Below are 17983 nucleotides of genomic sequence, written 5' to 3'. Positions count from 1 at the left end.
CCGGACCCTCCCACCGTGTCCTCGATCGCGCCTGCGCCGGTAAACTATCAGGGAGCCTGCCTGATAGATAGGGAGTATCGGATCGCGGGCCCCGCGCCCGCCGATCTGGAAGGATTCCGGCCATGCCCGCTTCCCCGAGCACCGCCCGAGCCATCAACGACCGGCTCGCCCTGCGACTGCTCGTGCAGGAGGGCGCGCTGACGGCCACCCAGCTCAAGCAGATGACGGGGCTGTCCCGGCCCACCGTGGCCGACCTCGTCGAACGCCTCACCGCCGCCGGCCTCATCGCCGTCGTCGGGAAGTCCGGCGAGCAGCGCCGCGGCCCCAACGCCAAGCTGTACGGAATCGTCGCCGACCGCGCCCATCTCGCCGCGCTCGACGTGCGTACCGAGGGCGTCTCCGTGCTCGTGTCCGACCTGGTCGGCCGGGTGCTCGCCGAGGCGTCCGTGCCGATCGACGGCGCCATGGGCACGGGCCCCGCGCTGGAGCAGGCGGTCGCCCTCGTCGAGCGGGCCGCCAAGGAGGCCGGGGCCGAGCGGCTGCACACGGTCGGCATCGGCGCCCCCGGCCTGATCGACCCCGGCACGGGCGAGCTGCGGCCCTCCACCGGCCTGCCCGTCTGGCACCGCCGACTGGTCACCGCCCTCCAGGAACGGTTCCCGGAGTCCCGCGTCAGCGTCGAGAACGAGACCAACCTCGCCGCCCTCGCCGAACAGCGGGACGGGGCGGCCCGGGACCGGGACACGTTCGTGCTGCTCTGGCTGGGCCTCGGCGTCGGCGCCGCCCTCGTCCTGGACGGCAGTCTGCGCCGGGGCGCCTCCGGCGGGGCGGGCGAGGTCGGCTTCCTGCCGGTGCCGGGCACATCGGGCCTGCCGGCGGCCACGGACTGCGACGGGGGCTTCCACTCGCTGGTGGGGGCGGCGGCGGTGGGGGAGCTGGCGGCGGCTCACGGGGTGGGCCCGGCCCGTGCGACGGGGGCGTCGCGCGAGGCGGGGGCGGTGGGCGGCATGGCCGGCGTGCCCTCCGTGGCCGACCCCGCGGAACTGCTGCGGGAGGCCGTGCGGCGGCGGGGTGCCGACCCCGCCGCCCGGCGGTTCCTGGCCGACCTGGCCGAGCGGATCGCCCTCGGGGCGGCGGCCGTCGTCTCCGTGCTGGACCCCGGCTGTGTGGTGCTGGCCGGGGAGATCGGCCGCGCGGGCGGCGACACCCTCGCCGCCCGCGTCCACGAGCGGCTCGCCCGGCTGTCCCCGCTGCCCACCGAGGTGCGCCCGACCCTGCTGGGCGGCGAGGCCGTGCTGCGCGGCGCCCTGCTGACCGCTCGGGACCGCGCCCAGGAGGAGCTGTTCGCCCAGCGGTAGGCGTCCCGTTCACGGGGCCATTACCGCTCTCCCTGCGCCGTACCGTCCGCCTTGCCCGCCGTACTCCCCGCCGCGCCGAACGCCGCACCGCCCGCCGCCACCCACAGCAGCCCCGTCGGCAGCAGCACCGCCACCCCCAGCAGCGTCAGGAAGCCCGCGCCGCTCGCCGTGGACAGGGGCGTCAAGTGCCGGGCGTGGAAGAGGAGGTGGGGGACCGAGGAGGCCAGGTAGGCCACCAGCGCGGTCAGCACCAGGCGCCGTTCCATCGTGGCCACCGCCGCGCACAGCACGACCGCCACCGCCAGGCTCGCCCCGCCGAAGTCCCGCAGCAGATGCTCGTTGTAGGGCGGCAGGTGCGACACCCAGGGCCACTTCCAGAACAGCTCCGGCAGCAGCAGGACCCACAGCCCCAGCAGGACCTGCGTACCCGCCAGCACGCCCAGCCCCGCCCGCAGCCCCTCGCGTCGGTTCATCGCCCCACGTCCGTCCCCGCTCGTCGGGATCTCCGGTGGGAGCATGCCCGCCGACGCGCCGTTCCGCACGGTCGTCGCACACGGCCGTCGCGCACGGCCGGAGGTGGGAGGCCCGGCGGCGGGCAAGGGCCTTCGTCACCGCCGCCGGGCCGGTCTCGCGGGGAGGACGCGCAGACCCGCAGACAGTAAAGAGGACTAGACCAAAGCGTCAATAGGTATGGACCACTTGGCGGGTGCGGTGATCCTGTGAGCCACTCCACAGCACTCGCCCGCCTGGGCGACGATCAGGCGTGGCACACTGGCCCTGTACCAGAAGCAGCGCACTCCGGGGTCGGTGAAAGTCCGAACCGGCGGTTACAGTCCGCGACCCGGTCGCCTCCAGCGGCCGGTTGACCAGGTGAAATTCCTGGACCGACGGTTAAAGTCCGGATGGGAGGCAGTGCGCGGCGGGCGGGCATACATGCGTGCCGCCGACTGTTTACGGAACCGTCCACAGGGACGGCTCCGCGATCAGGGGCGACGCACCGGATGCCGTCGCCCGTGCATTCTGTCGTCATCGGCAGAGCCCCGGAGTCCGTGCCCGAAGAGGCAGGGAGGACCCGGGAAGTGTTCACCGGAATCGTCGAAGAGCTGGGCGAGGTCACCGCCGTAGAGACCCTCGGCGACGCGTGTCGTTTCCGGCTGCGCGGCCCCGTGGTCACCGAAGGCGCGCGCCACGGCGACTCCATCGCCGTCAACGGCGTCTGCCTCACCGTCGTCGACCACGAGGGCGACGAGTTCACCGCCGACGTCATGGCCGAGACCCTGAACCGCTCCAGCCTCGGCGCCCTCGCCGTGGGCTCCCGCGTCAACCTGGAGCGCCCCACCGCCGTCGGCGACCGCCTCGGCGGCCACATCGTGCAGGGCCACGTCGACGGCACCGGCGAGATCCTTGCCCGCGAGCCGTCCGAGCACTGGGAAATCGTCAGGATCTCGCTGCCGGCGGACCTCGCCCGCTACGTCGTCGAGAAGGGCTCCATCACCGTCGACGGCATCAGCCTCACCGTCGTCGACGCGGGCCCCGACTCCTTCACGGTCAGTCTCATCCCGACCACCCTCGCCCTGACCACGCTCGGCCGCAAGCAGCCCGGCGACCCGGTCAACCTCGAAGTGGACGTCATCGCCAAGTACGTCGAGCGCCTGCTCGCCGCCCAGGGGGGCACCCAGTGAACTGGCTCAATTCCGAAGCGTTCGTCCTCTTCGACCAGCACATCAAGTGGTCCGACATGATCGGCAACGTGATAGGTCTGATCGGTCTCGCGCTCGGCTGGCGGCGCTCGATCTGGAGCTGGCCCGCGCAGTTCCTCTCCGGCCTGATCCTCTTCGCGGCCTTCGCCACCGCCCACCTCTCCGGCAGCGCCGGCAAGCAGATCGTCGTCATGGTCGTCGCCGCGTGGGGCTACTGGCAGTGGAACCGGGGCCGGCGGCAGAGCCAGGACGGCACCGTCGCCGTCCGCTTCGCCAGTTGGCGCGAGCGCGGCGCCCTGCTCGGCACCGCCGCCCTCGGCACCCTCGCGGTCGGCGGCCTCTTCACCGCCGTACCCAGCCTCTCCTGGGACCCCTGGCCGGACGCGTACATCTTCGTCGGCACCGTCGTCGCCATGTACGCCCAGGCCCGCGGCATGGTCGAGTTCTGGTTCGCCTGGCTCCTCGTCGACCTGGTCGGCGTGCCGCTGAACTTCGCCAACGGCTTCGCCTTCTCCGGCTTCGTCTACGTCGTCTACGGCGCGCTCGTCCTGTGGGGCATGCGCGACTGGTGGCTGCGCTCCCGCCAGGGACAGCGGCCCGTCATGGAAGGAGCGCCCGCATGACCGCCCGCCGGTCTCCCGCCGACGCCCCGAGCGGGGCGCTGCGCGGCGCCCCGCTCGCCCCGCCCGTCCTCTACCGCGCCGACGTCCCCGGGGAACTCGTCCTGGACCCCGTCGAGCAGGCCGTCTCCGACATCGCCGCGGGCCGCCCGGTCGTGGTCGTCGACGACGCCGACCGGGAGAACGAGGGCGACCTCGTCATCGCCGCCGAGAAGGCGACCGAGGAGATCGTCGCCTTCATGATGAGCGAGTGCCGCGGCCTGATCTGCGCCCCCATGGAGGGCGACGAACTCGACCGGCTCCGGCTCCCGCAGATGGTCGAGGACAACACCGAGTCGATGAAGACCGCGTTCACGGTCTCCGTGGACGCCGCCCCCGTACACGGGGTGAGCACCGGCATCTCGGCTGCCGACCGCGCCGCCACCCTCCGGCTGCTGGCCGGCGGCGCCGCCGGACCCGGCGACTTCGTCCGCCCCGGCCACGTCTTCCCGCTGCGCGCCCGCCCCGGCGGCGTCCTCGCCCGCGACGGCCACACCGAGGCCGCCGTCGACCTCGCCCGGCTCGCGGGACTGCGCCCGGCCGGCGCCATCGTCGAGATCGCCGGCGAGGACGGCCGGATGCTGCGGCTGCCCGAGCTGATCCCGTTCGCCCGCAAGCACGGCCTGACGATCATCTCCATCGAGGACCTGATCGCCTACCGCCGCAGCGCCGAACCCACCGTCCGCCGCGAGGCCGAGGTCGACCTGCCCACCTCCCACGGCCCCTTCACCGCGTACGGCTACCGCTCCACCGTCGATGGCGTCGAGCACGTCGCCCTCGTCCACGGCGACCTCGGCGACGGCCGGGACGTCCTCGTCCGGGTCCACTCCGAGTGCCTCACCGGCGACGTCTTCGGCTCCCAGCGCTGCGACTGCGGGCCCCAACTGGACGCCTCCCTGGCCCGCATCCAGTCCGAGGGCCGCGGCGTCGTCGTCTACCTCCGCGGCCACGAGGGCCGGGGCATCGGCCTGATGTCCAAGCTGCGCGCCTACGAACTCCAGGAGCGCGGCCGCGACACCCTGGACGCCAACCTGGAACTCGGCCTGCCCGCCGACGCCCGGGACTACGGCGCCGGCGCCCAGATCCTCAAGGACCTCGGCGTCCGCGGCGTCCGCCTGCTGACCAACAACCCCGACAAGTCCGCCGCCCTGGAGCGGCACGGCATCGAGGTCACCGGCCGCGAGCCGATGCCCGTCCAGGCCGGTGAGCACAACCTCCGCTACCTGCGCACCAAGCGGGACCGGATGGGTCACGACCTGCCCTGGCTGGACACCGCCCCGGTGTCCACCTGCGGCAACCAGTAAGCGAAGAACTCCGAGGAGCCGAGGAGCAACGTGAGCGGCAAGGGTGCACCGGAACTGTCCGTACGCAGCGTGGGGGACCTGCGGGTCGCCGTCGTCGCGGCGCAGTGGCACGAGAAGGTGATGGACGGCCTGGTGGACGGCGCCCTGCGGGCCCTGCACGACCTGGGCATCAGCGAGCCGACCCTGCTGCGGGTCCCCGGAAGCTGGGAGCTGCCCGTGGTCGCCAAGGCCCTGGCCGGCCGCGGCTACGACGCGGTCGTCGCCCTCGGCGTCGTCATCCGCGGCGGCACCCCCCACTTCGACTACGTCTGCCAGGGCGTCACCCAGGGCCTCACCCAGGTCTCCGTGGACACCGGAGTCCCGGTCGGCTTCGGCGTCCTGACCTGCGACACCGAGGAGCAGGCCCTGGACCGCGCCGGACTGGAGGGCTCCAGCGAGGACAAGGGCCACGAGGCGGTGACCGCGGCGGTGGCGACGGCGGCCACGCTGCGTTCGGTATCCGAGCCCTGGCGCCAGGGCGGTCCGCACAACCCGTAGAGTGGGCGCCACCATGTCCAAGAAGACGTTCGAGGAGCTGTTCACCGAGCTCCAGCAGAAGGCCGCCCACGGCGACCCCGCCACCTCCCGCACCGCCGAGCTGGTCGACAAGGGCGTCCACGCCATCGGCAAGAAGGTCGTCGAGGAGGCCGCGGAGGTCTGGATGGCCGCCGAGTACGAGGGCAAGGAAGCGGCCGCCGAGGAGATCTCGCAGCTCCTGTACCACGTCCAGGTGATGATGGTCGCCCGCGGCATCTCCCTGGACGACGTCTACGCCCACCTGTAAACCGAGTTCACCACCCTCCCCCTTTAACGCGAAGGAAGCCGACCTCATGCTGCGCATCGCCGTCCCCAACAAGGGTTCACTCTCCGGCCCTGCGGCGGACATGCTGCATGAGGCCGGCTACCAGCAGCGCCGCGAGTCCAAAGAACTGCGCATCGTCGACCCGGAGAACGAGGTCGAGTTCTTCTACCTCCGCCCCCGCGACATCGCGATCTACGTCTCCTCCGGCCGCCTCGACATCGGCATCACCGGCCGCGACCTGCTGATCGACTCCGGCGCCGACGCCGAGGAGATCCTCCCCCTCGGCTTCGCCCGCTCCACCTTCCGCTACGCCACCAAGCCGGGCACGGCCCGCGGCGTCGAGGACCTCAAGGGCATGACCGTCGCCACGTCGTACGAGGGGATCGTCGCCAAGCACCTCGCCGACCACGGCGTCGACGCCTCCGTCGTCCACCTCGACGGCGCCGTGGAGACCGCCATCGAACTGGGCGTCGCCGAGGTCATCGCCGACGTCGTGGAGACCGGCACCTCGCTGCGCAACGCCGGTCTGGAGGTCATCGGCGAGCCGATCATGAAGTCCGAGGCCGTCGTGATCCGCCGCACCGGCGCCGACGAGACGGCCGAGGCCGAACCCAAGGTGCAGCAGTTCCTGCGCCGCCTCCAGGGCGTCCTGGTGGCCCGGACGTACGTGATGATGGACTACGACTGCCGCGTCGAGCAGTTGGAGAAGGCCGTCGCGCTCACCCCCGGCCTGGAGTCCCCGACCGTCTCCCCGCTGCACAACGAGGGCTGGGTCGCCGTCCGCGCCATGGTCCCCGCCAAGGAGGCGCAGCGGATCATGGACGACCTGTACGAGATCGGCGCCCGCGCCATCCTCACCACGGCCATCCACGCCTGCCGCCTCTGACGCAGATCCCGGAGCACACCATGCCGGACGCCACCCCGGGGGCCCGACCCGAGCCGCCCGCCCTGCCCGTCACCTTCCGGCCCGGCCGCACCCGTGCCGTCCTGGTCGGCGCCGCCGTCGCCGTCTTCGTGGTCATCACCGTGGTCGCCATGCTGATGGAACGGCTCGGCCCCGGGGAGCGCCTCAGCTTCGTGCTGACGGCGCTCATCCTGGCCGGCGTGCTGCTCCTGCTGGCCCGCCCCAAGGTGGTCGCCGAGGAGTCCGGGGTCACCGTGGTGAACCTCACCCGGCGGCGCCGCCTGGAGTGGGCGGAGATCCTCCGCGTCAACCTCCGCCCCGGCGACCCCTGGGTCTTCCTCGACCTCAGCGACGGCACCAGCCTGCCCGCGCTCGGCATCCAGCCCGGCATCGCCAAGCAGCGGGCCGTCGCCGACGCGCGGGCGCTGCGGGCGCTCGCCGAGGCCCGCAGCACCCCCGACGCCGGGCCGCGCCGGCCCTGACACCGGGCCGCGCCGGCCCCGACGCCGGGCCGCGCGGGCCCTGACGCCGGGCCGCGCGGGCCCTGACGCCGCGCGCCCCGGCGTACGCCCGGGGCATCTCGGGGCCCGTCCGGGACCGCCCGGGGTCCGTTCGGGGTCGTCCACCCTGCCGCTCACCGGCCGCTGGTGATTAACCTGGTGGGCGGAGGCGTGCCGAGTGCGCCTCCGCTCCTGTCGCTCCGCCCGGTGCACAGGGGTTCCAGCTACCCGAGGAGTGACTCCCTCCGGCGATGGACGGATCGTCCTGCAGTACCTGCGCCGCCCCCGGTCGTGACACGACACAGGCGGCGGCATCATGACCACCCCCCTGCTGCTCCTGGCAGCCGCCTTCCTGCTGATCCTCGCCAACGGATTCTTCGTGGCGGCCGAGTTCGGCCTGGTGACCGTCGAGCGCCCCGACGCCGAGGAGGCCGCGGCCCGCGGCGACCGGCGCGCCCGGCGCGTCGTCGAGTCCCTGAGGGAGCTGTCCTTCCAGCTCTCCGGCACCCAGCTCGGCATCACCATCACCTCCCTCGTCGTCGGCATGCTCGCCGAACCGGCGCTCGCCGGGCTGCTGGCCGGCCCGTTCACCGCGATCGGCGTCCCCGACGGCGCGGTGTCCGGCGTCGCGGTCGTCGTCGGCATGCTGCTGGCCTCGGCCGTGCAGATGGTGGTCGGCGAGCTGGTCCCGAAGAACTGGGCGGTCTCCCGCCCCTTGCAGGTCGCCCGCTTCGTGGCCGGCCCGCAGCACCTGTTCGCCCGCACCTTCCGCCCGGTGATCGCCGCGCTGAACACCGTGGCCAACCGGCTCGTCCGCGCCCTCGGCGTGGAACCGGCCGAGGAACTGGCCTCCGCCCGCACCCCGGGCGAGCTGGTCTCCCTGGCCCGGCACTCCGCCCAGGCCGGCGCCCTGGAGCAGGACACCGCCGACCTCTTCGTCCGCACCCTCTCCCTGGGCGAGCTGGCCGCGCAGCACGTCATGACCCCCCGGGTGAAGGTCAGCGCCCTGCAGTCCTCGGCCACCGCCGAGGACGTGGTCAACCTGACCCGCGCCACCGGCCTGTCCCGCTTCCCCGTCTACCGGGAGAAGATCGACGAGATCACCGGCGTGGTCCACCTCAAGGACGCCCTCGCCGTCCCGGTCCACGACCGGCTGCGCACCCCCGTCGGCCGCATCGCCCGCCCGGCCCTGCTGGTCCCCGAGACCCTGCCGGTGCGGCCCCTGCTGACCCGGCTCCGCAGCGAGCAGCCGATGGCCGTCGTCGTCGACGAGTACGGCGGCACCGCCGGCGTCGTCACCCTGGAGGACATCGTCGAGGAGATCGTCGGCGAGGTCCGCGACGAGCACGACGGCCAGGATCTCCCCGAGCTGGCCGCCGCCCCGCCCGAGGACGGCCGCCCCGCCTGGGACGCCGACGGCAGTTGCCGCGTCGACGTCCTGCGCCGCATCGGCCTGGAGGTCCCCGAGGGCCCCTACGAGACCGTCGCCGGGCTCGTCGCCGACCTGCTCGGCCGTATCCCCGCCGTCGGCGACCGGGCCGAGCTGCCGGGCTGGCGGCTCTCGGTGCGCCGGGTCGGCCACTACCGCGCCGAGCGGGTCCGGCTGGTCCGGACGGCGCCCGTGCCCGTACCGGAGGCCGTCCGATGAGCGTGCTGCAACTTCTGCTGGCCGCCCTGCTGGTCCTCGCCAACGGCTTCTTCGTCGGCGCCGAGTTCGCCCTGGTGTCGGTCCGCCGCAGCCAGATCGAACCGCTGCGCACCGCCCGCGCCCGCCAGGTCCTGCACGGTCTGGAGCATCTGCCGCAGATGATGGCCGCCGCCCAGTTCGGCATCACCGTCTGCTCGCTGACGCTCGGCGCGGTCGCCGAACCGACCGTCGCCCACCTGCTGGAGCCGGTCTTCACCTGGATACATCTGCCGCACGGCATGGTCCACCCGCTCGGCTACGTCGTCGCGCTGGCCGCCGTGGTCTTCTGCCACCTGGTCATCGGCGAGATGGTCCCGAAGAACCTCGCCATGGCCGCCCCCGAGAAGGCCGCCCTCTGGCTGGGCCCCGGCCTGGTCGCCTTCGCCCGCCTGTGCAAGCCGGTCACGGCCGCCCTCGGCGCCGTCGCCCAGGGCATCCTCAAGCTGTTCCGGGTCGAGCCCAAGGACGAGGTCGAGGCCGTCTTCACCCGCGCCCAGCTCAACCGGCTGGTCGAGGACGCGGGCCAGGCCGGACTCCTCGACCCCGAGGAGCAGGAACGCCTGGAGGACGCCCTGGAGCTGGGCTCCCGCCCGGTGACCGACGTCCTCGTCGAGCGCGAGGCATGGGTGACGGTCCCCCCGTCCGTCACCCCCGGCCAGATCGTCGAGCTGACCGCCCGCACCGGCTACTCCCGGTTCCCGATCGCCGCCGACAACGGCCCGTTCATGGGCTACCTCCACGTCAAGGACGTCCTCGACCTGGAGGAGTCGGAGCGGGCGGTGCCCCAGCAGATATGGCGGCCCATGACCACCCTGCGCCCCGAGCTGCCGCTGGACGACGCCCTCACCGTGATGCGCCGCGCCGCCACCCACCTCGCCCAGGTCACCGACGCCGGCGGCCGGGTGCTGGGCCTGGTCGCCCTGGAGGACGTCCTGGAACTGCTGGTCGGCGAGGTCCGCGACCCGGCCCACCGCGAGCCGGCGGTGAGCGCCCCGAGGACCGGCAGCGAGCCCGAGGAGGTGATGGCCTAGCCGGGCCGCACAACCCGGGACGGCCCGGCCGGGCCCCCGGTCCGGGACGGCCCAGCCGGCCTCAGAGCCCAGCCGGCCTCAGAGCCCAGCCGGCCCCGCCCGGCCTCAGAGACCGGGCGGGTCCTGGGGCCCCCGCCCCGACAGGACCTCCCCGTACGCCTGCATCAGGTCCGGCAGCCGCAGGGTCGCCAGGTCGTCGCGGGTCAGCGTGCCGGGATAGGTCGACAGCCGCAGATCCCGGTACGCGCAGCTCTTCTCGTACAGCGTGCGCAGGAACCGCCCGTTGCCCAGTTCGTCGATCCAGCCCTGCTCGACGACGTGCCCGGCGATCGAGCGCAGCTCGTCCAGGGCCTCCTCGTCCCACCCGTCCCCGTTCTCCGCGGCGAGCACCTCGCCGATCGAGGTCAGCTCCTGGGGGCGGTAGGAGGGGAAGTCCACGCGGGTGGTGAAGCGGGAGGACAGTCCGGGGTTGGCGGCCAGCAGCCGGTCCATGCCCTCCGGGTAGCCGGCCAGGATCACCACCAGGTGGTCCCGGTTGTCCTCCGCCCGCTTCAGCAGCACCTGGAGCGCCTCGTCGCCGTACGCGTCGCCCTTGCCGTACCCGGAGTTGGACAGCGCGTACGCCTCGTCGACGAAGAGGACGCCGCCGAGCGCTGAGTCGATCAGCTCATTGGCCTTCACCGCGGTCTGTCCGAGGTACTCGCCGACCAGGTCGGCGCGCTGTGCCTCCACCAGGTGGTCGCCGCCGAGCAGCCCGAGGGCGTAGAAGACCCGGCCGAGGATGCGGGCCACGGTGGTCTTGCCGGTGCCGGAGGGGCCGGAGAAGACGAAGTGCCGCTTGGGCGGCTGGACCGGCAGGCCCTGCCCGGCCCGCAGCCGGGCCATGTTGAGCTGCGCCGACAACGCCTTGACCTGGCGCTTGACCGGCTCCAGGCCGACCATGCGCTCCAGTTCGGCCAGCGCCTGCGCGAGCAGGGCCGGGTCGGTGGGCCCGGCGGGCAGGGACGGGTCCGGGGCCGCCGTCCGCTGCCGGACCGAGGTGCCGGCGACCGGGGCGAGCGGCCCGGCCGGCGGCTCGGGGTCGGACAGCTTCAGGTCCCGCTCCGGGGTGCCGAACAGCGGGTCCAGGCCCCCGTCCGGGAGGTCCGGCGGGTCCTGCCCGGCGCCCGCCGGGGCGAACGCGCCCAGGTCGGCGGCGTCCTCGTAGCCGTCGCCCTCGGCGATCGCCGCGAGCCGGGCCGCGGTGTCCATGAACGACGGGTCGACCCGGTGCACGGCCCGGTACAGCGGCAGGGCGGCGGCGCTGCGGCCGGTGCCCTCGTGCGCCCGCGCCAGCCAGTAGCGCAGCTCCTTGCGCTGCGGCTGCTCGCTGCGGCAGCGCATCAGCGCCGCCGACAGCAGCGGTTCGGCCTGCCCGTACATCTCCAGCCGGACCCGGGCCATGCCGCCGAACAGCCCCGCCTCGATGCCCAGCAGCGGATCGCCGAGCAGCGGGTCGGTGTGCCGGACCAACTGCTCCCAGTCCTTGACGAGATAGGCGCGGCAGGCGTGCAGGAAACGGACCTGGGGGTCGGCGTCCACCGGCGGCAGCCCGGCCAGCGCCCGGTCCAGCTCCGGGACGTGCCGGCCGTCCAGCCAGTGCGAGGCGTGCGCGAGCAGCAGGTCGCGGGGGCTCTCCAGCACCGGCTGCACCCACCAGCCCAGCCAGTACCAGGAGTTCAGGGTGCGGCGGTGCCGGGCGCGCTGCTCGCCGAAGCGGTCCCGGTGCCGGAACATCCGCAGCAGCGCGGCCGTGGTGTCGATACGCAGCGCGTGCAGTCCGAGCCATCCGTCGGCCATGCCGGGGTCGATGCGCACCGCCGTCCGGAACTCCTCCTCGGCCTGGGGGTAGGCGCCCATCGTGTAGGCGTCCACGCCGCGCAGCCAGGCGAGGTCGGCCGGGGCCGGCGGGCCCTGCGTGCCGAAGTCCATCACGTCCCCCACAAACCGCGCCCCCGTCGGTACGCCGCCGGGCCGTCGCCCGTCGGCCTGTCGGTCCGACCGCTGAACCGCTGTGCCACGGCCCGGAGTTGCAGGTGCGCGAACCAGTCGTCGGAAGGTCGCACCGAGGGCATCGTACCCGCGGCGGTCTTCCCCCCGAAGGGTGCCGCGAGGGGCGTTTCGCGAGGTGGGAGCAGACGGGGCGCAGGGGGCGCGGTGACCGTGGGTGAGCGCTCGGCGGCGCGGAGCGCCCGCGAAAGCGGCGCGGGCAGAACGAAGCCCCCGGTCACGGGGGAACAACCGGGGGCTTCGCGTCCGCGGGCGGCTCCGGAGGAACCGCACATTGAGAACGTAAGACCTGTACGCCCGTCGGGTCAAGCGGAGTTGGGGCACTCCGGGGCGCGCTCGAACAGGGATCTTCACGGGTTCACCACAACGCGGACGGCCTGTCACTCTGGGTGAGGATCACCCCTGGATCGGCCCGTCCCGGAGGGGCCCTCCAGCACCTCGTAGCCCTCCGGCCGCTGGCGCACCAGCAGATGTGCATGGGGGCGCGTGGGGTCGGCGCTGAAGTGCTCGCGCTCGGCCGGGGTCCACCCGTCCCAGAACTCCCGCTGTTCCTCGCCGTCGCGCGCCCGTCCCCGCGCCCACGCGCGCCCGGCCGGCATCTCCATCCACAGCAGCGCCGCCAGCCGGGGCCGCAGCGCCCGCCGGCCGGCGCCGACGCCCTCCAGCAGGACCAGGGGAGCGCAGGGCAGCGGGCGGGGCGGGCCGAAGCGGCGGGCCCGCCAGTCGTAGGGGCGGTAGCGGGCGTCCTCGCCCCGGGCGAACGGCTCGATCACCTGTGCCAGCAGCCGGCCGGTCCAGTCGAACAGTTCCTCGTGGCTGGCGATGTCGTCCAGGTGCAGTACCGGAGCGCCGCCGAGCACCGCCGCCAGCCTCCCGGCGAACGTCGACTTGCCGGAGCCCGCGTGTCCGTCGACCCCGATCAGGCGGACCGGGCCGCAGGACGGGGGCAGGGCGCGGAGCCGGGCGGCGAGAGCGTGGATGACGGGTCCTGGGCGGGCACGGTACGGGTGTTCGGTCGCCCAGCACTCTAACCGCGGCCGGGCCCGGCACCGCACCCGCCGCCCCGCCGCGCCGTATTCCTGATTCCTGGGCGTGGCACGGCGAAATTGCTGGCAGCGGCGGGCGGCTGCGGCCATAGTTGGCGCACAACCGTGCAACCGGACCTGCCCCGACTCGGACACCTGGGGGTCTTCCGCCCATGAGCAGAGCCGAACAGCCCTCCCGCAGAACAGTTCTGGCCGCGGCCGTGGCCGCCGCGGTGGCCGGCGGCACCGTCCCGGCCGCCGCCGGCACCGCCACCGCGGCCGGCCCCGCGACCGAGGGCGGCACCGGCGCCGCGGACGCCGACCGCGACCCCGGCCGCCAGGTCGACTACCGGTCCTGGACCACGTACCGCGACTGGCGCGGCGGCGCCGCCGACGGTACGCGGGCCGTATCGGGCGCCCGGCCCGGCGTCGTGATCGGCGCCCCGGCCGGGACCACCGAGTACACCGATCCGCACACCGGCACCACCGCCACCTGGGAGTACGCGCGGTGGACCTCGCCCGTCCACCGGCTCGCCGTGCCCGCGACGGAGGTGATCGCCTCCTGGAACGCCCGCACGCCCGGCGGCACCTGGCTCCAGGTCGAACTGAAGGGCACCTACTCCGACGGCACCGCCACGCCCTGGTACGTGCTGGGCCGCTGGGCCGCCGGCGACCAGGACATCCGCCGCACCTCGGTCGACGACCAGGGCGACGGCAGGAGCAGCGTCTGGACGGACACCTTCGCCATCGACGACGCCTCCACCGGGCTGCGCCTGGCCTCCTACCGGCTCCGGCTGACCCTCTACCGCCGGCCCGGCGCCGACGTCACCCCGACCGTCTGGCGGCTCGGCGCGATGGGCTCCGACATCCCCGACCGCTTCACGGTCCCGGCCTCCACCCCGGGCCTCGCCCAGGAACTGACCGTCCCGCGCTACTCGCAGGAGGTCCACAAGGGCCAGTACCCGGAGTACGACAACGGCGGCGAGGCGTGGTGCAGCCCCACCTCCTCGCAGATGATCATCGAGTACTGGGGCGGCCGGCTCACCCAGGAACAGCTCGCCTGGGTCGACCCCTCCTACGCCGACCCGCAGATCTGCCACGCGGCCCGGTACACCTTCGACTACCAGTACGACGGCTGCGGCAACTGGCCGTTCAACGCCGCCTACGCGGCCACCTTCGACGGCCTCCAGGGCGTGGTCACCCGGCTCCGCTCGCTCACCGACCTGGAGACGCTGATCGCGGCCGGCATCCCGGCCATAACGTCCCAGTCCTTCCTCGCCACCGAGCTGACCGGGGCCGGGTACGGCACCTCGGGCCACCTGATGACGGTGATCGGCTTCACCGCCACCGGGGACGTGATCGCCAACGACCCGGCCTCGGACAGCAACGAGGAGGTCCGCCGCGTCTACCGGCGGCGGGAGTTCGAGAACATCTGGCTGCGCACCAAGCGCTACAACGCCTCCGGCAAGGTCGCCTCCGGCACCGGCGGCGTCTGCTACCTGTACTTCCCGGCCCACCCCACCCCGCGCCAGCGCAAGGCGCTCGCGGCGGTCGGCGTGCGCTGAACCGGCACCGCGCCCGGCCCCGGACGGCCCCCGGCACCCGCCGGGGGCCGTCCCCTGTGACGGACATCTCGGCCGCGGCGGAGCATTTCGGTGGCAAGGTGGACGCACCGGCGGGGGACCGGCCCGGGGGGACCCGTCCAGTACGTCGAGACCAGCGAGAAGCCATGACCGCACAGACCGCCACCGCCGCCCGCGCCCGCACCGGCGGCCCCCGGGACGACGGCCCGGAGTTCCTCGAACACGCCCTGGGCTGGACCCTCGTCGTGGTGATCGCGATGCTGGTGGTCCAGCTCGGCCTGCTGTGAGCGCCCGCCCGGCCGATGTGACCTGACCCATGCCCCGGCCTGCCGTACCGCGGAGGTCCCACCGCCCGCCGGACAAGGGACGAAACCGAACCGCTGTTCGCCGGCACCTCCTGCGACGCGTTCTCCATGGACGACATCGCCCGCCAGGCCCCCCGGGCCGGCCCACCGCGCGGACTGACGCCCCGCCCCGCCCCTGCCGTCCGGAACGCGCCCGGTTGCGGGCCCGGAGAACCGCCCGGGACAATTCCCGAAGTAAGCGGTCGTTAACTGGTGACTCGGTCCCCCGGATCGGGCATACTCAGCGCACAGCCGCTGGTCAGCCGCTTTCCGAGACCCGGAGGGCGCGAGCGCCGGCCGGGGCTGGAACGACCAGGCGGAGCCGCCTCCACCCAGGGCGCACGTCCGCCGATGTGCCCGACAGGGAGGAGAGCGTCGCCATGCACGACCGCGCCCCGCAGTTGGTGGACCGCCAACTGCCCACCGACGAGGCACGGGACCTGATCTCGCTGGTCCGCGACATCGCGCGCCAGGAGATCGCCCCCCATGCGGCCGAGGAGGAGGACGCCGGCCGCTTCCCCCGCGAGATCTTCACCCTGCTCTCCGCCTCGGGCCTGCTCGGCCTGCCGTACGACGCCGAGTACGGCGGCGGCGACCAGCCCTACGAGGTCTACCTCCAGGTCCTGGAGGAACTGGCCGCCGCCCGGCTCACCGTCGGCCTCGGCGTCAGCGTGCACACCCTCGCCTCCTACGCGCTCGCCGCCCACGGCACCAAGCAGCAGCAGGTCGAGCACCTGCCCGCGATCCTCGGCGGCGGACTGCTCGGCGCCTACGCCCTCTCCGAGCCGTCCTCCGGCTCCGACGCCGCCTCGCTGCGCACCCGGGCGGTCCGCGACGGCGACGACTGGGTGATCACCGGCACCAAGGCGTGGATCACCCACGGCGGCGTCGCCGACTTCTACACCGTCATGGCCCGCACCGGCGAGGAGGGGCCGCGCGGCATCACCGCCTTCCTGGTCCCCGCCGACGCCGGGGGACTGAGCGCGGCCACGCCGGAGAAGAAGATGGGGCTGAAGGGCTCGCCCACCGCCCAGCTCCACCTCGACGGCGTCCGGGTCCCCGACAGCCGGCGCCTCGGCGAACCGGGACAGGGCTTCGCCATCGCCCTGTCCGCGCTGGACTCGGGCCGGCTGGGCATCGCCGCCTGCGCCACCGGCGTCGCCCAGGCGGCACTGGACGAGGCGGTGGCCTACGCACGCGAGCGGCGGCAGTTCGGCCGGGCCATCGCCGACTTCCAGGGGCTGCGCTTCATGCTCGCCGACATGGCCACCCAGATCGAGGCCGGCCGCGCGCTGTACCTGTCGGCGGCCAAGCTGCGCGACGCCGGACGGCCGTTCGCCCGGCAGGCGGCCATGGCCAAGCTGCACTGCACCGACGCGGCGATGCGGGTCACCACCGACGCCGTACAGATCCTCGGCGGGTACGGCTACACCGCGGACTTCCCGGCCGAGCGCTACATGCGCGAGGCCAAGGTGCTCCAGATCGTCGAGGGCACCAATCAGATCCAGCGGATGGTCATCGCCCGTCACCTAGCGGGTCCCGAGGGGCGCTGACCTCGCCGGGCCCGCGCGGGGGCGCCGCGAGCCGCACCCACTCCGGATCGTGGTGCCCCGGCAGGGTCCGGCCGCGGTCGGCCCAGGTCCGCATCAACTCGCGGTAGATCGGCGGGTCCGGTGGCTGCGGCGCCGGCGGAACCGGCACCGTGGCCACCGGGACGAACAGGCGTCGTCGCTGCCCGGTCACCGTGAACGTGGGGGTCATACCCGGGCAACGCGCCGCACGGCGGGCAGGTCACCGCCGTACGCAATCGCGCGTCAGTTCACGAGGTGCCGCCCGCGCGGCCGTGCGGTCAGGCGGCCTGCCGGCGCATCGTCGGCACCCGCATCGGGCGCGAGCCCGGCCCGCCGACGTGGGAGAACGGCTGGGTCCGCCAGTCCAGGCCCTGCGGGAGCGTCAGCAGCAGCGCGGTGTCCTGCTCCTGGGGCTCGAAGGACTCGTCCGCCGGACGGGCGTCCGAGGCGCGGCGGCCGGTGCCGGCGCAGACCGTGAGCCCGAACGGGTTCCACGGCGAGGCGCACAGCGCGTGCTCCGGCAGGACCTCCTCGTCCGCCAGCAGCGCGATGGGCTGCGCGCAGTCCGGGCAGATCACCCGGTACATCTCGAAGGTGTCGTACGCGTCGAGCTCGTCCTCGTCGTAGGCGTCGGGTTCGACACCCTCCGGCGTGGGCTCGACGACCGACTGCTGCCGCTTGGACGCGGTACGACCAGGGCGCTTAAGACTCTGCATGGGATTCTCCCCCTCGGGCTGGGCCGTGAAGGCACTGCGGCCTCGACCACAGCAAGCACTTCCCGTCCCCCCTCGGGGGTAATCACGAGAACATCACGGAGACCGTCCGGGGGATGTGGCGTTCGTCACATGAGGGTCGACGGTGTCCGGAGCGGCCCGTTTGTCCCCGGCCCCCGGCCGCCCGCACCCCCGCACATCACGAACCGGGTATGACCTGGGCTGCTCGGGTATCGGAGGAGATCAAACGCCCTGTAGGTTCTTGCGCCATGGAGGAGCTGGACCGACAGATCGTGCGCCTGCTCGTCATGGACGGGCGGATGAGCTACACCGACCTGGGCAAGGCCACGGGCCTGTCCACGTCGGCCGTGCACCAGCGCGTGCGCCGGCTCGAACAGCGGGGCGTCATCCGCGGCTACGCCGCCGTCGTCGACCCCGAGGCGGTCGGCCTGCCGATGACCGCGTTCATCTCCGTCAAACCCTTCGACCCCAGCGCCCCCGACGACATCGCGGACCGCCTGGCCGGCGTCCCCGAGATCGAGGCGTGCCACAGCGTCGCCGGCGACGAGAACTACATCCTCAAGGTGCGCGTGGCCACCCCCCACGAACTGGAGGAACTCCTCGCCCGGGTGCGCTCGCTGGCCGGGGTGTCCACCCGGACGACGGTGGTGCTCTCCACCCCGTACGAGGCCCGGCCGCCGCGTATCTGACGGG

General features: G+C 73.7%; 19 protein-coding genes and 1 riboswitch. Of the genes, 14 read left to right on the top strand and 5 right to left on the bottom strand.

What is annotated here, in order from left to right; all coding sequences use genetic code 11:
- Positions 1 to 122 precede the first annotated feature (122 nt).
- On the top strand, positions 123 to 1358 hold the full coding sequence (locus tag ACFY32_RS09090) for an ROK family transcriptional regulator (RefSeq protein ID WP_390673798.1): 1236 nt from the start codon (positions 123 to 125) through the stop codon (positions 1356 to 1358).
- Positions 1359 to 1378: 20 nt separating this feature from the next.
- Here the strand turns inward: ACFY32_RS09090 and ACFY32_RS09085 are convergent, their stop codons facing one another.
- Positions 1379 to 1831, bottom strand: a complete 453-nt coding sequence (locus ACFY32_RS09085; protein WP_390673797.1) for a hypothetical protein — start codon at positions 1829 to 1831, stop codon at positions 1379 to 1381.
- Between the two features lie 316 nt (positions 1832 to 2147).
- Positions 2148 to 2278, top strand: a riboswitch (FMN riboswitch).
- Between the two features lie 159 nt (positions 2279 to 2437).
- Between ACFY32_RS09085 and ACFY32_RS09080 the strand changes: the two genes are divergently transcribed.
- The 9 genes from ACFY32_RS09080 to ACFY32_RS09040 all read left to right on the top strand — a co-directional run bounded on the left by ACFY32_RS09080 (position 2438) and on the right by ACFY32_RS09040 (position 9984).
- Positions 2438 to 3040: a riboflavin synthase gene (locus ACFY32_RS09080; protein ID WP_359194046.1), complete on the top strand. Its 603-nt coding sequence runs from the start codon at positions 2438 to 2440 to the stop codon at positions 3038 to 3040.
- On the top strand, positions 3037 to 3681 hold the full coding sequence (locus ACFY32_RS09075) for a nicotinamide mononucleotide transporter family protein (protein ID WP_359194043.1): 645 nt from the start codon (positions 3037 to 3039) through the stop codon (positions 3679 to 3681). Before ACFY32_RS09080 ends, ACFY32_RS09075 begins: the two co-directional genes overlap by 4 nt.
- The gene (locus ACFY32_RS09070) at positions 3678 to 5021 is read left to right on the top strand and encodes a bifunctional 3,4-dihydroxy-2-butanone-4-phosphate synthase/GTP cyclohydrolase II (RefSeq protein ID WP_359194040.1); all 1344 of its coding nucleotides are present in this window, start codon (positions 3678 to 3680) and stop codon (positions 5019 to 5021) included. The genes ACFY32_RS09075 and ACFY32_RS09070 overlap by 4 nt, the downstream gene beginning before the upstream one ends.
- Before the next feature lie 30 nt (positions 5022 to 5051).
- A complete protein-coding gene (gene ribH, locus ACFY32_RS09065) occupies positions 5052 to 5558 on the top strand; it encodes a 6,7-dimethyl-8-ribityllumazine synthase (protein ID WP_390673796.1) in 507 nt (168 codons plus the stop codon).
- 13 nt (positions 5559 to 5571) lie between these two features.
- Complete coding sequence (locus ACFY32_RS09060; protein ID WP_029383007.1) at positions 5572 to 5844, top strand: phosphoribosyl-ATP diphosphatase; 273 nt, start codon at positions 5572 to 5574, stop codon at positions 5842 to 5844.
- A 46-nt stretch (positions 5845 to 5890) separates the two neighbouring features.
- On the top strand, positions 5891 to 6748 hold the full coding sequence (gene hisG / locus ACFY32_RS09055; protein ID WP_359194032.1) for an ATP phosphoribosyltransferase: 858 nt from the start codon (positions 5891 to 5893) through the stop codon (positions 6746 to 6748).
- Positions 6749 to 6768: 20 nt separating this feature from the next.
- Positions 6769 to 7248: a PH domain-containing protein gene (locus ACFY32_RS09050; protein WP_390673795.1), complete on the top strand. Its 480-nt coding sequence runs from the start codon at positions 6769 to 6771 to the stop codon at positions 7246 to 7248.
- A gap of 334 nt (positions 7249 to 7582) precedes the next feature.
- Entirely contained in the window at positions 7583 to 8914 is a 1332-nt protein-coding gene (locus ACFY32_RS09045; RefSeq protein WP_390673794.1) for a hemolysin family protein, read from the top strand.
- Positions 8911 to 9984 (top strand): hemolysin family protein, encoded by a 1074-nt coding sequence (locus ACFY32_RS09040; protein WP_359194023.1) that lies wholly within the window; start codon positions 8911 to 8913, stop codon positions 9982 to 9984. The genes ACFY32_RS09045 and ACFY32_RS09040 overlap by 4 nt, the downstream gene beginning before the upstream one ends.
- A gap of 105 nt (positions 9985 to 10089) precedes the next feature.
- Here ACFY32_RS09040 and ACFY32_RS09035 read toward each other — a convergent pair whose 3' ends face one another.
- Complete coding sequence (locus tag ACFY32_RS09035) at positions 10090 to 11955, bottom strand: AAA family ATPase (protein WP_359194020.1); 1866 nt, start codon at positions 11953 to 11955, stop codon at positions 10090 to 10092.
- Between the two features lie 458 nt (positions 11956 to 12413).
- Positions 12414 to 13169 carry a uridine kinase gene (locus ACFY32_RS09030; RefSeq protein ID WP_390673793.1) on the bottom strand — a complete coding sequence of 252 codons (756 nt, stop codon included), beginning with the start codon at positions 13167 to 13169 and terminating at the stop codon, positions 12414 to 12416.
- Between the two features lie 62 nt (positions 13170 to 13231).
- On the opposite strand from ACFY32_RS09030, the gene ACFY32_RS09025 reads away from it, so the two are divergent.
- From ACFY32_RS09025 to ACFY32_RS09015, 3 genes are all read left to right on the top strand, one after another.
- Positions 13232 to 14623 (top strand): peptidase C39 family protein, encoded by a 1392-nt coding sequence (locus ACFY32_RS09025; protein WP_359194015.1) that lies wholly within the window; start codon positions 13232 to 13234, stop codon positions 14621 to 14623.
- Between the two features lie 164 nt (positions 14624 to 14787).
- Positions 14788 to 14928, top strand: coding sequence for an SCO1431 family membrane protein (locus ACFY32_RS09020; RefSeq protein ID WP_359194012.1), 141 nt, complete (start codon positions 14788 to 14790; stop codon positions 14926 to 14928).
- Between the two features lie 437 nt (positions 14929 to 15365).
- A complete protein-coding gene (locus tag ACFY32_RS09015) occupies positions 15366 to 16538 on the top strand; it encodes an acyl-CoA dehydrogenase family protein (RefSeq protein ID WP_390673792.1) in 1173 nt (390 codons plus the stop codon).
- Here the strand turns inward: ACFY32_RS09015 and ACFY32_RS09010 are convergent.
- Together ACFY32_RS09010 and ACFY32_RS09005 are read right to left on the bottom strand one after the other, a co-directional pair.
- Positions 16501 to 16746, bottom strand: a complete 246-nt coding sequence (locus tag ACFY32_RS09010; RefSeq protein ID WP_390673791.1) for a hypothetical protein — start codon at positions 16744 to 16746, stop codon at positions 16501 to 16503. The two genes, ACFY32_RS09015 and ACFY32_RS09010, sit on opposite strands and share 38 nt — an antisense overlap.
- 88 nt (positions 16747 to 16834) lie before the next feature.
- Entirely contained in the window at positions 16835 to 17272 is a 438-nt protein-coding gene (locus tag ACFY32_RS09005; protein ID WP_359194006.1) for a hypothetical protein, read from the bottom strand.
- A 266-nt stretch (positions 17273 to 17538) separates the two neighbouring features.
- On the opposite strand from ACFY32_RS09005, the gene ACFY32_RS09000 reads away from it, so the two are divergent.
- Positions 17539 to 17979, top strand: a complete 441-nt coding sequence (locus tag ACFY32_RS09000; protein ID WP_359194003.1) for an Lrp/AsnC family transcriptional regulator — start codon at positions 17539 to 17541, stop codon at positions 17977 to 17979.
- The last annotated feature ends 4 nt before the right edge of the window (positions 17980 to 17983 follow it).

The sequence above is a fragment of the Streptomyces sp. NPDC000134 genome, assembly GCF_042899225.1.
GTDB lineage: Bacteria > Actinomycetota > Actinomycetes > Streptomycetales > Streptomycetaceae > Streptomyces.
Note: the sequence above shows the minus strand (reverse complement) of the source record. Positions and strands in the feature narration are given on the sequence as shown.